This window comes from Sphingomonas sp. BK069, from assembly GCF_014193405.1.
Lineage (GTDB): Bacteria > Pseudomonadota > Alphaproteobacteria > Sphingomonadales > Sphingomonadaceae > Sphingomonas.
In genome coordinates this window covers 239861-254872 of sequence record NZ_JACHZH010000002.1, presented here as the reverse complement: position 1 = coordinate 254872, position 15012 = coordinate 239861, and the positions used below count along the sequence as shown (strand labels likewise).

Annotated in this window: 11 protein-coding genes; 6 read left to right on the top strand and 5 right to left on the bottom strand. The window is 70.7% G+C overall.

From position 1 onward, the window contains the following. Positions 1-14: 14 nt before the first annotated feature. The 3 genes from FHY02_RS09800 to otsB are packed head-to-tail and all read right to left on the bottom strand — an operon-like array spanning position 15 to position 3942. Positions 15-1409: a trehalose-6-phosphate synthase gene (locus FHY02_RS09800; RefSeq protein WP_183921744.1), complete on the bottom strand. Its 1395-nt coding sequence runs from the start codon at positions 1407-1409 to the stop codon at positions 15-17. After that, positions 1406-3187 (bottom strand): glycoside hydrolase family 15 protein, encoded by a 1782-nt coding sequence (locus tag FHY02_RS09795; RefSeq protein WP_183921743.1) that lies wholly within the window; start codon positions 3185-3187, stop codon positions 1406-1408. The genes FHY02_RS09800 and FHY02_RS09795 overlap by 4 nt, the downstream gene beginning before the upstream one ends. Beyond that, positions 3187-3942, bottom strand: coding sequence for a trehalose-phosphatase (gene otsB, locus FHY02_RS09790; RefSeq protein WP_183921742.1), 756 nt, complete (start codon positions 3940-3942; stop codon positions 3187-3189). Before otsB ends, FHY02_RS09795 begins: the two co-directional genes overlap by 1 nt. A 333-nt stretch (positions 3943-4275) precedes the next feature. Between otsB and katG the strand changes: the two genes are divergently transcribed. The 3 genes from katG to topA all read left to right on the top strand — a co-directional run bounded on the left by katG (position 4276) and on the right by topA (position 10491). Then, entirely contained in the window at positions 4276-6507 is a 2232-nt protein-coding gene (gene katG / locus FHY02_RS09785) for a catalase/peroxidase HPI (RefSeq protein ID WP_183921741.1), read from the top strand. Positions 6508-6811: 304 nt separating this feature from the next. Continuing rightward, positions 6812-7681: a 3-hydroxybutyryl-CoA dehydrogenase gene (locus FHY02_RS09780; protein ID WP_183921740.1), complete on the top strand. Its 870-nt coding sequence runs from the start codon at positions 6812-6814 to the stop codon at positions 7679-7681. A 224-nt stretch (positions 7682-7905) separates the two neighbouring features. Next, complete coding sequence (topA, locus tag FHY02_RS09775; protein ID WP_183921739.1) at positions 7906-10491, top strand: type I DNA topoisomerase; 2586 nt, start codon at positions 7906-7908, stop codon at positions 10489-10491. A gap of 348 nt (positions 10492-10839) precedes the next feature. Here topA and FHY02_RS09770 read toward each other — a convergent pair whose 3' ends face one another. Further along, positions 10840-11130, bottom strand: a complete 291-nt coding sequence (locus FHY02_RS09770; protein WP_183921738.1) for an SEL1-like repeat protein — start codon at positions 11128-11130, stop codon at positions 10840-10842. Between the two features lie 91 nt (positions 11131-11221). Continuing rightward, positions 11222-12064 (bottom strand): pantoate--beta-alanine ligase, encoded by an 843-nt coding sequence (gene panC / locus FHY02_RS09765; protein ID WP_183921737.1) that lies wholly within the window; start codon positions 12062-12064, stop codon positions 11222-11224. Between the two features lie 95 nt (positions 12065-12159). Here panC and FHY02_RS09760 point away from each other — a divergent pair, with 95 nt between their 5' ends. The 3 genes from FHY02_RS09760 (at position 12160) to pgmG (ending at position 15002) form a co-directional block, all read left to right on the top strand. After that, complete coding sequence (locus FHY02_RS09760; RefSeq protein ID WP_183921736.1) at positions 12160-12975, top strand: division plane positioning ATPase MipZ; 816 nt, start codon at positions 12160-12162, stop codon at positions 12973-12975. 376 nt (positions 12976-13351) lie between these two features. Beyond that, on the top strand, positions 13352-13612 hold the full coding sequence (locus tag FHY02_RS09755) for a J domain-containing protein (protein ID WP_183921735.1): 261 nt from the start codon (positions 13352-13354) through the stop codon (positions 13610-13612). A 13-nt stretch (positions 13613-13625) separates the two neighbouring features. Continuing rightward, positions 13626-15002, top strand: coding sequence for a phosphoglucomutase/phosphomannomutase PgmG (gene pgmG / locus FHY02_RS09750; protein ID WP_183921734.1), 1377 nt, complete (start codon positions 13626-13628; stop codon positions 15000-15002). Positions 15003-15012 lie beyond the last annotated feature (10 nt).

The following is a 15012-nucleotide window of genomic DNA, read 5'->3' as shown; positions in this document are numbered from 1 at the left end:
TCGCGTCGGTGGCGCTACGCCGCTCGCTCCTTCATCTCGACCCGCTCCAGCGCGCCGAGGAACTCGCTCGCCCACCAGGTCACGTCCTGCGACTGGACGCCTTCCATCAGCGCCTCCCAGCGGCGCACGCGCTCGTCGCGCGGCATGCGCAGCGCCTGCCAGATCGCGTCGGACACCTCCTCCGCGCTATACGGGTTCACCAGCAGCGCCTCGGGCATCTGCTCGGCTGCGCCGGCGAAGCGCGACAGCACCAGCACGCCGGGGTCGGCCGGGTCCTGCGCGGCGACATATTCCTTCGCCACCAGGTTCATGCCGTCGCGCAGCGGGGTCACCAGTCCGATCTTGGCGGCGCGGTAGATGCCGGCGAGCTGGTCGCGCGGATAGCCCTGGTTGACGTAGCGGATCGGCACCCAGTCGACGTCGGCATATTCGCCGTTGATCCGCCCCGAGATCTGCTCGAGCGAGGTGCGGATGCGCTGGTAGCTTTCCACGGAGACGCGGCTCGGCGGCGCCACCTGGAGGAGGAACACCTCCTTGCGCTCCTCGGGATGCTCGATCAGGAAGCGCTCATAGCCGAGGAAGCGCTCCTCCAGTCCCTTGGAATAGTCGAGCCGGTCGACGCCGACGATCATGTCGCGTCCGGTCGCGCTGTCGCGCATGCGCCGATAGGCGAGCCGCGCCGCGACGCCCTTCGACATCTCGGCGAACTCGGCGGCGTCGATCCCGATCGGGCAGGCGACCAGCTTGACGCAGCGGTCGCCCAGCCGGGCGATGCCGTCCTCGTCGACGGTGGCGCCCATGTCGTGCACCGCGAAGTCGCGGAACGAGTCGAGCCACTCCGCGGTGTGGAAGCCGATCAGGTCATAGGCGAACAAGGTCTCCACCAGCTCCTGCGCGTTGGGCAGGGTGCCGAGCAGCCGGCGCGGCGGCCAGGGAATGTGGAGGAAGAAGCCGATCTTGTTGCGGCAGCCGCGCTGGCGCAGCTCGGCGCCGAGCGGGAACATGTGATAGTCCTGGATCCACACCAGGTCGTCGGGCTCGATCAGCGGGCGGACGGTGTCGGCGAAACGCTGGTTGGTGCGCTGGTAGCCGCCGGCGAACTCGCGCTCATATTCCGCCAGGTCGATGCGATAGTGGAACAGCGGCCACAGCGTGCGGTTGGCGTAGCCGTCGTAATATTCTTGGACGTCCTGCTCCTCCAGGTCGACCGTCGCGGTGGTCACGCCCTGGTTGCGCTGGAAGTTGATGTGGCCGGTGAAATGGTCGGTCTGCTCGCCCGACCAGCCGAACCACAGCCCGCCGCGGTCGCGCAGCGCCGCCGCCATCGCCACCGCCAGCCCGCCCTGCGCGCCCGAGGTCGAGCCCTTTGGAGCGGTGACACGGTTCGAGATGACGATCAGTCGACTCAACGGATACTACTCCACGGTTTGCTCAGCATGGCGGCGCAATTGATCATGCCGACCAGCGAATAGGTCTGCGGATAGTTGCCCCACAGTTCCCCACTGTGGGGATCGATGTCCTCGGAGAGCAGCCCGGCCGCGGTGCAGCGAGTCAGCATTTCCTCGAACAGGGCGCGTGCCTCGTCGCTGCGGCCGGTGAGGTACAGCGCCTCGATCAGCCAGAAGGTACAGACGTTGAACGCGGTCTCGGGCAGGCCGAAATCGTCCTCGGTGTCGTAGCGCAACATGGTCGAGCCGCGCCGCAGGCCCGTCTCGATCGCGGAGAGCGTGTCGAGGAAGCGTGGATCGTCCGCCTCGAGGAAGCGCAGGTCGAGCAGCTGGAGCACGCTGGCGTCGAGGTCGTCGCCCGCGAAGGTGGCGGACATGCGCCGCGTCTCCTCGCGCCAGGCGGCGCTCTCGATGCGGTCGCGGATCACCTGCGCGCGCTCGGCCCAGACCGCCTGGCGCTCGGCCAGCCCGAGCCGCTCGGCGGCGTTGGCGAGCCGGTCGCACGCCGCCCAGCACATCGCGCTGGAGTAGGTGTGGACGCTCTGGCGCGTGCGCAGCTCCCACAGGCCCGCGTCGGGCTGGTCGTAATAGGCCCAGGCGCGCTCGCCGACTCGCTCCAGCGCCTCGAAATCCTCGACGCCGCTCAGCCGGAACAGGCGATGGTCGAAGAAGGCGTGGACCGAGCAGAGCACGATCTGGCCATAGGCGTCGTGCTGGATCTGCTCGGCCGCCTGGTTGCCGACGCGCACCGGCCCCATGCCGCGATAGCCGGCGAGCTGCTCCTCGATCCGCTCCGGCAGCTCGGCCTCGCCGAGCACGCCGTACAGCGGCTGGATATGCCCGCCGCGCGCCGCGTCGACGATGTTGCGGAGGTAGCCGAGATAGCCCTCCAGCACGTCGAGGGCGCCGAGCCGGTTGAGCGCCTGCACGGTGTAATAAGCGTCGCGGATCCAGCAGTAACGATAGTCCCAGTTGCGCTGCGACCCGGCGTGCTCGGGCACCGAGGTGGTCAGCGCCGCGACGATCGCGCCGGTCTCCTCGTGCTGGCACAGTTTGAGCGTGATCGCGCAGCGGATCACCGTCTCCTGCCACTCCAGCGGCACGGCGAGCCCGCGCACCCAGCCCTGCCACTCCTGCGTGGTGCGGTAGAGCATCAGGTCGACGGTGCTGGCGAGATCGCCCTGGAAGCTCTCGTCCGGCCCGAGGAAGAAGTGGAGCGGGCGCTCGACGCGGAAGGCGTGCTCGCCCTGCACCATCGCGATCGGCGCGGTGGTGGTGAGCCGCAGCGCGATCGTGTCGAGCAGCAGCCGCAGGTGGTTGGAGCCGCCGATCTGCTCGCGGCAGCCGCCGCCCCAGCCGCAGGTGGGGCGCAGCTTCACCCGCACGCGCGGGCTGCCCGCGACGGGGCGGATGATCCGTGCGTAGCCGACCGGGCGATAGGTGCGCCCCTCGCGCTGGAAGCGCGGACAGAAGTCGATCACCTCGATCGCGCCGCCGTGGCTGTCCACGTGGCGCGTGACCAGGATCGGGGTGTTGCGGATATATTCCTGCTCGACCGAGACGCTGTCCTCGATCTCGATGCCCCAATAGCCGCTGTCGGGCGCCTCGCCGCCGAGCAGCGACGAGAAGAGCGGGTCACCGTCGACGCGCGGCACGCAGCCCCAGACGAAGCGCCCCTGCCGGTCCACCAGCGCGCTCACCTGGCAATTGCCGATCGGCCACAGGTCGAGGTTGGTCATCATGTCTCCGTCGGGTGAGGGGAGGGACAGGCAGCGGCGAGCCAGGCGAGCGCGGCGGCGACGTCGTCGAGCCGATAGGCGGCGGCGGTGTCGCGCGCCGGGCCCACGAGCACGCCCGCGCCGCCCAGGGCACGCGCGGCGGCGAAGCCCGCCTCGTCGGTCACGTCGTCCCCCATGAACACAGGACGCGTGTGGCGCCGCGCGGGTTCCGCCATCAGCAGGTCCACCGCGCTGCCCTTGTCGCGCCCGCGCAGGCGCAGCTCGGCCACCATCTTGCCGTGCTGCACCATGAGACCGTGCGTCGCGGCGAGTTCGTCGGCGAGCGCGGTGACCGCGGCCTGCGCGTCGGTAGCCTGACGATAGTGGAGGCCGACGCCGAAGGGCTTGTCCTCGATCAGCACGCCGGGGTGCTGCGCGGCGAGAGCGCGCGCGGCGGCGAGCGCCTGGTCGAGCGCGGGCGGACGCTCGGGGGCGTAGCAGCCGCCGTCGGCGCCCGCGATCTCCAGCCCGTGGCTGCCGGCGACGGTGAGCAGTGCGGGGGCGAGCAGGGCACGCACCTCCGCCACCGGCCGCCCGCTGACGATCGCGACGCGCCCGTCGAGCGCGTCGATGAGGCGTGCGAGCAGCGACGGCACGTGCGGCGCGACCGCGACCGCGTCGGGGGTATCGGCGATCTCGACCAGGGTGCCGTCGAAGTCGAGGAAGAGGCTGGCGCCGTCGAGCAGGTCGGCGGGCGGGGGCGAGAGCGCGGTCATGCCGCGCGTGGTGACGGCATGTGCGGGGCGATGCAATGGGGTGCGGGGGCGCAAATTCCTCCCCGGCACGGGGAGGGGGACCGCCGGCCGCAGGCCGGTGGTGGAGGGGGCTCGCCGCACACGAGCCGAAGCGTTGGTGGAGAGCCCCCTCCGTCAGCGCTTCGCGCTGCCACCTCCCCGCCATGCGGGGAGGACTGCGTCACTGATCGACCCACTCCGTCAAAGTCACGCCTTTAATCGATTTTACTCGCGTCATCGGAACGTCCTATCCCGCCATTAACGGTGGCGTACCGCCGCGCACGAGCGCGCGGGCCACGACTGAGGAGAGCGAGCATGGACGCGAAGACGGGCGAAGTAGGCGGCGGCTGCCCGGTGGTCGGGCACGGCGGGGGCAATCGCTCGAAGCGCCAGGGCAATCGCGAATGGTGGCCGGAGGGGCTCAGCCTCACCGCGCTCAACCAGCATTCGCCGCGCTCCAACCCGCTCGGCGCCGACTTCGACTATGCCGCGGCGTTCGCGACGCTCGATCTCGACGCGGTGATGGCCGATCTCAAGGCGCTGATGACCGACTCGCAGGACTGGTGGCCCGCGGACTTCGGCCACTACGGCGGCCTGTTCATCCGGCTCGCCTGGCATTCGGCGGGCACCTATCGCATCACCGACGGGCGCGGCGGCGCGGGCGGCGGGCAGCAGCGCTTCGCTCCGCTCAACTCCTGGCCCGACAATGCCAGCCTCGACAAGGGCCGCCGCCTGCTGTGGCCGATCAAGCAGAAGTACGGCAACGCGCTGAGCTGGGCCGACCTGTTCGTGCTCGTCGGCAATGCCGCGCTCGAGTCGATGGGGTTCAAGACCTTCGGCTTCGCCGGCGGCCGCGCCGACACCTGGGAGCCCGAGGAGCTGTTCTGGGGCCCCGAGGGCACGTGGCTCGGCGACGAGCGCTACTCGGGCGAGCGCCAGCTCCACCCCGGGCTCGGCGCGGTGCAGATGGGCCTCATCTACGTCAACCCCGAGGGGCCCAACGGCGAGCCCGACCCGGCGCGCTCGGCGCACGACATCCGCGAGACGTTCGGCCGCATGGCGATGAACGACGAGGAGACGGTCGCGCTGATCGCGGGCGGCCACACCTTCGGCAAGACGCACGGCGCGGGCGACCCGTCGTTCATCGGTGCGGAGCCCGAGGGCGCGGTGATCGAGGACCAGGGGCTCGGCTGGCGCAGCAAGTTCGAGAGCGGCGTCGGCGCGCACGCGATCACCTCAGGGCTCGAGGTGACGTGGAGCCAGACGCCGACGCAATGGTCGAACCGCTATTTCGAGAATCTGTTCGGCTTCGAATGGGAGCTGACCAAGAGCCCCGCGGGCGCGCACCAGTGGATCGCCAAGGACGCCCCCGAGGACGTGCCCGACGCGTTCGATCCGAACAGGAAGCACCGCCCGACGATGCTCACCTCGGACATCGCGCTCCGAGCGGACCCCGCCTATGAGAAGATCTCGCGCCGCTTCCTCGAGAATCCGGACGAGTTCGCCGATGCCTTCGCGCGCGCCTGGTTCAAGCTGACCCACCGCGACATGGGGCCGCGCGAGCGCTACCTCGGCAAGCTCGTGCCGCAGGAGGTGCTGATCTGGCAGGACCCGATCCCGGCGCTCGACCATCCCGTGATCGAGGCGGGCGAGATCGCCGAGCTCAAGTCCAAGCTGCTTGGGCTCGGCTTCACCGTGCCGCAGCTGGTGTCGGTGGCCTGGGCCTCGGCCTCGACCTTCCGCGGCTCGGACAAGCGCGGCGGTGCCAATGGCGCGCGGATCCGCTTCGCGCCGCAGAAGGACTGGGACGTCAACGATCCCGCGCTGCTGGCGCAGGTCCTGCCCAAGCTGGAGCAGGTCAAGGCCGAGTTCGACGCCGCTGCCACCGGCGGCAAGAAGGTGTCGATCGCCGACCTGATCGTGCTGGCGGGCACCGCTGCGGTCGAGAAGGCGGCGCGTGACGGCGGCGTCGACGTCGAGGTGCCGTTCACCCCCGGCCGCATGGACGCCAGCGAGGAGTGGACCGACGCCCACTCGTTCCAGGCGCTCAAGCCGATGGCCGACGGCTTCCGCAACTATTACTGGGACGGCGCCTTCATGGCTCCGGAGGAGGCGCTGGTCGACAAGGCACAGCTGATGCGGCTGACCGCGCCGGAGATGACCGTGCTGGTCGGCGGGCTGCGCGTGCTCGGCGCCAACGCCTTCGGCGCCAAGGAGGGCGTGTTCACCGACCGCGTCGGCGTGCTGAGCAACGACTTCTTCGTCAACCTGCTGACGATGGAGAATGAGTGGGTCGCGACCGAGTCGAACAACCGCTTCCAGGGCCTGAACCGCAAGACCAAGGCGCCGACCTGGACCGCCACCCGCGTCGACCTGATCTTCGGCTCGCAGTCCGAGCTGCGCGCCCAGGCCGAGGTCTATGCCCAGTCGGACTCGAAGGAGAAGATGGTCCGCGACTTCGTCAAGGCGTGGGACAAGGTGATGAACGCCGACCGCATCGACCAGCTCAAGCCGGCCGACGCGTTCAGCCAGAAGCTGTCCGCCTGAGCTGACGGCGCGACCCCGCTCTACGTCGGCGGGGTCGCGTCTTCCGTGATAACCTGATCCAGTCCTTTGTGTCGCTACCGTGCTCCTGCGCAAGCAGGAGCCCAGGGCCACGAGCGTCGTCCCTGCAACCCTGGGCTCCGGCGTTCGCCGGAGCACGGTCCGGCTTCACCTTAGCAGAAGCGGCGGCATGGTACGCCGCGCCGCTTCACCTCCTGCTCACCTGCCGCTACAGCGCTCGCCGAGAAGCGACGGCCGTCGAGCCGGCGCCGATAGGACGGGCGCACGCGCCGCACGGGAGACGGACATGGACAGGATCGGCGTGATCGGCGCGGGGCAGATGGGGGCGGGGATCGCGCAGGTCGCCGCCGCGGCGGGCGCGCACGTGCTGCTCGCCGACGTCGATCAGGCGCGCGCCGCCAAGGGACGCGACGGCGTCGCCAAGCGGCTGGACCGCGACGTCGCCAAGGAGAAGATCGACGCCACCGCGCGCGACGCCACGCTCGCGCGGATCGAGCCGGTGGCCGGCTATGACGCGATGGCCGACTGCGCGCTGGTGATCGAGGCGGCGACCGAGCGCGAGGAGATCAAGCGCGCGATCTTCGCCGGCGTCGGCGAGGTGCTGGGCGCGGACGCGATCCTGGCGACCAACACCTCGTCGATCCCGATCACGCGGCTGGCGCAGGCGGCGCCCGACGCGGCGCGCTTCATCGGCGTCCACTTCTTCAATCCCGTCCCGGTCATGGGGCTGATCGAGGTGATCCGCGGCCTCGCCACCGCGGACGCCACCGTCGCCGCGATCGAGCGTTTCGCCGCGCGGCTGGGCAAGCGCGTTGTCCACGCCAGCGACGCGCCGGGCTTCATCGTCAACCGCGTGCTGATGCCGTACATCAACGAGGCGGTGTTCGCGCTGGGCGAGGGGGTCGCGACGATCCCCGACATCGACGCCGCCTGCCAGCTCGGGCTCAACCATCCGATGGGGCCGCTGACGCTGGCCGACTTCATCGGGCTCGACACCTGCCTGGAGATCACGCGCGTGCTGTTCGAGGGCACCGGCGATCCCAAGTTCCGCCCCGCGCCGCTGCTGGTGAAGTACGTCGAGGCGGGCTGGTACGGGCGCAAGAGCGGCCGCGGTTTCTACGATTACGGCGGCGAGACGCCGGTGCCGACGCGGTGAGGTGCTAAGATCCTCCCCGCGAGCGGGGAGGGGGACCGCTCGCCAAAGGCGAGTGGGGAAGGGAGGCTTCCCTGGGCGTTGCGCTGCGTGGTGAGCCCCCTCCACCACCGCGCCGCGCGCGGCGGTCCCCCTCCCCGTGCCGGGAAGGATTTACCCCTCGCTTGACGTGCCCGTTCCGGCCACCCACCCTCGCGCGTACACGTAAGGACCGCTACCGACCGCTTATGCAGCTCGTCATCGTCGAATCGCCCGCCAAGGCGAAGACCATCGAAAAGTACCTCGGCTCCGACTATCGCGTGCTCGCGAGCTACGGCCATATCCGCGACCTGCCGCCGCGCGACGGGTCGGTGAACCCCGACGAGGGGTTCGCGATGGAATGGGAGAATTACGCGGACAAGGCCAAGCAGCTCAAGGCGATCGCCGATCTCGCCAAGACCGCGGACCGGCTGATCCTCGCGACCGATCCGGATCGCGAGGGCGAGGCGATCTCGTGGCACGTCCAGGAGGTGCTGGCCAAGCGCAAGGTGCTACCCAAGGACGTCCAGCGAGTCACCTTCAACGCGATCACCAAGCCCGCGGTGACGCAGGCGATGGCCAACCCGCGCCAGCTCGATACCGACCTGATCGACGCCTATCGCGCGCGCCGCGCGCTCGACTATCTCGTCGGCTTCACGCTCTCGCCGGTGCTGTGGCGCAAGCTGCCCGGCGCCAAGTCGGCGGGGCGCGTCCAGTCGGTCGCGCTGCGGCTGATCGTCTCGCGCGAGCGCGAGATCGAGGCGTTCCGCGCGCAGGAATATTGGTCGGTCACGGCGAACCTCGAGCATGACGGGACGCCCTTCGTCGCGCGGCTGGTGCAATGGGAGGGCAGGAAGCTCGACCGGCTCTCGATCGGCAACGAGGGCGACGCGCTGCGCGCCAAGGCCGACGTCGAGGCCGGCAACTTCTCGGTCCAGTCGGTCGAGACCAAGCCGGCGACGCGTAATCCGCCGCCGCCCTTCACCACCTCGACGCTGCAGCAGGAGGCGGCGCGCAAGCTCGGCTTCTCGGCCGACCACACGATGCGGATCGCGCAGCAGCTCTACGAGGACGGCGCGATCACCTATATGCGGACCGACGGCGTGCAGATGGACGGCAGCGCCATCTCCGCCGCGCGCGCCGCGATCGCCGCGCGCTACGACGGCGGCTACGTCCCCGACACGCCGCGGATGTACCAGACCAAGGCGAAGAACGCGCAGGAAGCGCACGAGGCGATCCGCCCGACCGACTTCTCGCGCGACCGCGTCGGCTCGGGCGACCACGCGCGGCTGTACGACCTGGTGTGGAAGCGCGCGCTGGCGAGCCAGATGGCCTCGGCGCGGATGGAGCGCACGACGGTGGAGCTCGCCGACGGCACCGGGCGCCACGTGTTGCGCGCCACCGGGCAGGTGGTGCTCTTCCCCGGCTATCTCGCGCTCTACGAGGAGGGGCAAGATGATAGCCAGGACGAGGACGCCCGGCGCCTGCCGCGGCTGCGCGAGGGCGACTCGCCCGCCAAGAAGGGTGTCGAGGCCGAGCAGCATTTCACCCAGCCGCCGCCGCGCTTCTCCGAGGCGTCGCTGGTCAAGCGCATGGAGGAGCTGGGGATCGGCAGGCCCTCGACCTATGCCTCGATCATCAAGACGCTCAAGGACCGTGCCTACGTCCGCGTCGAGAAGAACCGCTTCTTCGCCGAGGAGAGCGGCCGGCTCGTGACCGCCTTCCTCGAGCGCTTCTTCGAGCGCTACGTCGGCTATGATTTCACCGCGGGCCTCGAGGAGGAGCTGGACGACGTCTCGGGCGGGCGCGCGCAGTGGCAGGCGGTGCTCGAGGCGTTCTGGCGCGACTTCAAGCCGCGTACCGCCGAGGTGATGGAGCAGAAGCCGAGCGAGGTCACCGCGCAGCTCGACCAATTCCTCGCGCCCTATCTCTTCCCCGACAAGGCCGACGGTACCGACCCGCGGCTGTGCCCGGCATGCCATGTCGGCAGCCTGGCGCTGCGCGGCGGCAAGTTCGGCGCGTTCATCGCGTGCAGCAACTATCCCGAGTGCAAGTTCACGCGCCGCTTCGCGCAGGGCGGCGAGGCGACCGAGGACGCGACCCCCGAGCAGCTCGGCCACGATCCGAAGACGGGGCTGCCGGTCGAGCGCAAGTCGGGGCGGTTCGGTCCGTACATCCAGCTCGGCGACGGCAAGGACGCCAAGCGCGCCTCCATCCCCAAGGACATCGCCGAGCTCGACCTGGAGATGGCGCTCAAGCTGCTCAACCTGCCGCGCGTGATCGGCCAGCACCCCGAGACGGGCAAGGACATCGCCGCTAGCATCGGGCGCTACGGCCCCTATCTGGTGCACGAGGGCAAGTATGCGCGGCTCCAGTCGACCGCCGAGGTGTTCGAGACCGGCATGAACGCGGCGGTGGTGAAGCTGGCCGAGGCGGCGGCCGGCGGCGGCCGGCCGCAGCGCGGCGCCGCGCGCGCGCCGCTCAAGGTGCTGGGCGCGCACCCGCGGACCGAGGCCGAGCTGCGGCTGATGGAAGGGCGCTACGGGCCGTACGTGACCGACGGCACCACCAACGCGACCCTGCCCAAGACGATCGCGCCCGATCAACTGACGCTGGAGGAGGCAGCGCAGCTGATCGACGACCGCGCCGCCGCGGCACCGGCGAAGAAGCCGGTCAAGAAGAAGGCGTCGGCGAAGAAGCCGGCCGCGGCGAAGGAGGCGGGGGCCGCGAAGGCGCCGGCCAAAAAGGCTGCCGCCAAGAAGGCGCCGGCGAAGAAGGCGGCGGCGAAGAAGTAGGAGCGCTCCGATCCTCCCCGCTAGGCGGGGAGGGGGACCGCTCGCCGAAGGCGAGTGGTGGAGGGGGCTCGCCCCGCACGACCCGGCTCGCTCGCGGCGCGCCCCCTCCCGTCAGCGCTTCGCGCTGCCACCTCCCCGTGCCGGGGAGGATTGAGAGGGCTCACAACCTCGCGATTCGTCATCCTGAACTCGTTTCAGGATCCACCCGTCCGCGCTCTCCTCGCGCCGCTGGGTAGGCGGGACCGTGGATCCTGAGACGAGCTCAGGATGACGGCAGAGGGCAGGGGAGGAGCATCACGCCTGTCGCCGCGGCGCCGTTATCGACCGGGTGCCTCGGGTCAGCGTGGCTCAGGCGGCGCGGCGGGTGCCCAGCGCGAGCACGTCGCGCGCGGCGCGCTGCGCGGTCGCGATCTCGCGCGCGGTCATGTCCTCGGCCACCTCGGCCCGCGCCGCGGCGGCCGCCTCATGGCCGCGTGCGGCGGCGAGGTTGAACCACTTGTGCGCCTCGATCAGGTCGAGCGTCGCGCCGGCGGTGCCGGTCGAATAGGCCACGCCCAGGTCATAAGCGGCGTCCTCGTTGCCGCGGGTCGCCTCGGCGGTACGGCGGGCGAGCAGCGCGCCCTCGAAATCGGTCAGCATCTCGGACTACCCCTCTAATCCTTGGAATGAGGGTGTTTTCGCTGATTCGAGTCTCTAATTGGTTAATCGGTTAATGCGACTTCAGTCGAACTTATCCAGGATCGACCGCGAGATTGTCGATCAGCCGCGTGTTGCCGAGCCGGGCCGCCGCGAGCAGTTGCCGCCGCCGACCCGCCGCCGGCTCGGGCGAGAGCGTCTCGGCGTCGACCAGCGCGACATAGTCGACCTCGAACCCCGCCGCGGTCAGCGTCGCGGTGGCGTCGTCGAGCGCCTTGGCCGAGTCGGTGCCGCCGCGGATCGCGCGGGCCGCGATGCCAAGCGCGCGCGGCAGCGCCACCGCCTTCTGGCGCTCCTCGGGTGAGAGGTAGACGTTGCGCGACGAGAGCGCGAGCCCGTCGTCCTCGCGCTGGGTCGGCACGCCGGTGATCTCGACGTCGAAGTCGAGGTCGGCCACCATGCGGCGCACCACGGCGAGCTGCTGGAAGTCCTTCTCGCCGAAATAGGCGCGCGTCGGGTATACCTGGTTGAACAGCTTGGCGACGACGGTGGCGACGCCGTCGAAATGACCCGGCCGCGCCGCGCCGTCGAGCCCCTCGCTCACCCCGCTGACCGAGACGGTCGTGGCGAAGCCGTCGGGGTACATCTGCTCCACCGGCGGCAGCCACAGCAGGTCGCAGCCCGCCTCACCCAGCATGGCGATGTCGCTGGTCTCCTTGCGCGGGTAGCGCGACAGGTCCTCGCCCGCGCCGAACTGGCGCGGATTGACGAAGATCGACGCCACCACCGTCGTGCCCGGCCGGCGCGCCGCCTCGACCAGCGCGATATGGCCGGCGTGCAGCGCCCCCATGGTCGGCACCAGCGCCACCTCGCGGCCGCTCGCGCGCGCCGCTTCCAGCGCCGCGCGGAGCCCGGCGAGCTCCCGATATATCTCCACCCGTTACCCCTCGAAACTCGCGGCGTCGGGTTCTATGGTCGCGACGAACCGCGATCAATCAGGGATGCGACGAATTGTCCGATACCGTTGCAGGCGTGCACGACGATAGCCCGGGCGCGGGGGCGCCGGGCGGGCGCACGCACGTCATCGTCTTCGCCAACGAGAAGGGCGGGACGGGCAAGAGCACCACCGCGGTCCATGTCGCGATCGCGCTCGCGGCGAAGGGCGCGCGCGTCGCCTGCATCGACCTCGACCATCGCCAGCGCACGCTCGGCCGCTATCTCGAGAACCGCGAGTCGACGGTGCAGCGCTCGGCGATCGACCTGCCGCTGCCCGATCACGCCACGGGTGACGGCCGCGCCGACGGCATCTTCGCCGAGCTCTACCAGCGCTTCACCGACGGCTACGACTTCCTGGTGATCGACACGCCCGGTCGCGACGACCCCGCGGCGCGGCTCGCGGCGGCGCTGTCGAACACGCTGGTGACGCCGATGAACGACAGTTTCGTCGACTTCGACCTGATCGGACAGGTCGATCCCGAGACCTACAAGGTCACCCGGCCGAGCTTCTACTCCGAGCTGATCTGGGACGCGCGCAAGGCGCGCGCGCGCGAGGACGGCACCACGATCGACTGGGTCGTGCTGCGCAACCGCCTGCAATATCTGGAGGCGCGCAACATGCGCCGCGTGTCGGAGGCGCTCGACCAGCTCGCCCGGCGCGTCGGCTTCCGCATCATCCCGGGCCTGGGCGAGCGCGTGATCTACCGCGAGCTCTTTCCCAAGGGGCTGACGCTGCTCGACGCCAAGGCGTTCGGCGGGATGGGGCTGAGCCACGTCGCCGCGCGCCAGGAGCTGCGCGAGATGATGGCCGCGCTGGCATTGCCCGAGTCCACGATGCCGCTGTTCGCGTGAGGGGGCGGGAAGAGGCCGTGTTCCTGCTGAGACAGGAACCCAGAGCGCCGACCGCTACGCTGCGTGACCCTAGGCTCCTGCGTGCGCAGGAGCACGTGGCGTATGAGGCGAGCGCCTTCTCCAACCACCCCCCGTCATCCCGAACTTGTCTCGTGTACGCGCTTTGGCTCACCCCCGGTGAGCCAAGATCGTTTCCGGGGGACACGATCTCGCGCGTGCACCACTGTGCCGCGTACTCAGGTGCGGCGGAAGTCACGGACGGGTCGATCCTGAAACGAGTTCAGGATGACGCCTCGCGGGGGAGCAGGGCGGGGTCATCGGTGGTCCTCGCACCCCGCCGCCCGGACTGGACACTCGCCGGCGCCGACTCACGCTTATGCTGAAGTGGCTCCTCCTCCTCGCGATCGTCTACGCCGCCTGGCGCTTCCTCCGCCCGGCGCCCAAGCGTCAGCGCTCGCCGCTGGCCGAGGCGCGGGCGCTGCTCGGCGTCACGCACGACGCCGACGAGGCGGCGATCCGTGCCGCGCATCGTCGCCTCATCTCCGAGATCCACCCGGACCGCGGCGGCTCGCCCGAGCGCGCGCGCCAGGCCAACGCCGCGCGCGACACGCTGCTCGCGCGCCTGCGCCGCGACTGACGGGATCGCCGGCATGAGCCACCGCTTCGACCCCGTGATCCTGCGCGAATATGACGTGCGCGGCACCGTCGGCACCAACCTGTCGGACGCGGACGCCTATGCCGTCGGCCGCAGCTTCGCCACGCGGCTGCGGCGCGCCGGCGGGACCAGCGTCGCGGTCGGTTACGACGGGCGCACCCACTCGCCCGCGCTCGAGGCGGCGCTTGTGCGCGGTTTGAGCGAGGGCGGCGTCGACGTGGTGCGGGTCGGGCTGGGACCATCGCCGATGCTCTATTATGCCGCGGCGACGCTCGGGGTCGACGGCGGGGTGCAGGTGACCGGCAGCCACAACCCGCGCGACGACAACGGTTTCAAGCTGGTGCTCCGTGGCGACAGCTTCTTCGGCGACGACATCACCGACCTGGCGCGCCTCGCCGCGGCGGGCGACTGGACCAGCGGGCAGGGCAGGGTGAGCGAGCGCGATGTTCGCGCCGATTATGTCGACCGGCTGCTCGCGGGCGATCCGGAGCGCGGCGAGGGACGGCCGCTCCGCGTCGGCTGGGACGCGGGCAGCGGCGCGGCGGGCGAGGTGGTGCGCGCGCTCACCGCGCGCCTGCCGGGGGAGCACCACCTGCTGTTCTGCGAGATCGACGGCAACTTCCCCCACCATCACCCCGACCCGACGGTCGAGGCCAATCTCGCCGACCTCAAGGCGCTGATCGCGCGCGAGAGGCTCGACCTCGGCTTCGCCTTCGACGGCGACGGCGACCGGATCGGCGCGGTCGACGCCGCGGGCCGTGTGCTGTGGGGCGACGAGATCCTCGCGCTGCTCGCCGCGCCCTTGCTCGAGGAGCTGCCCGGCGCGACGATCGTCGCCGACGTGAAATCGAGCGACGCATTGTTCGACCGCATCGCCGCGCTGGGCGGCAAGGCGCTGATGTGGCGCACCGGCCATAGCGAGATGAAGTCGAAGATGAAGGAAGTGGGCGCGCCGCTCGCGGGCGAGCTGTCGGGCCACATCTTCTTCGCGCACGGCTATTACGGCTTCGACGACGCGCTGTACGCGGCGGTGCGGCTGCTGCGCGCGGTGCGGCGCGCGGGTCAGCCGCTCGCGGACCTGCGCGCCGCGCTGCCGCCGCGCTGCACCACGCCCGAGTGGCGCGTCCCGGTCGACGAGGCGCGCAAGCTCGCAGTGGTGGCCGAGGTGGCGGCGCGGCTCGACGCCGCTGCCGCGCGCGTCGATCGTACCGACGGCGTGCGCGTATCGGTCGACGACGGCTGGTGGCTGCTGCGCGCGTCGAATACTCAGGCGGCGCTGACCCTGCGCGCCGAGGCGCGCGACGAGGCGGGGCTGGCGCGGCTGGTGGCGGCGATCGACGCGGAGCTGGCGGCGAGCGGGGTGCGGCGGTAGCGCGACGCGC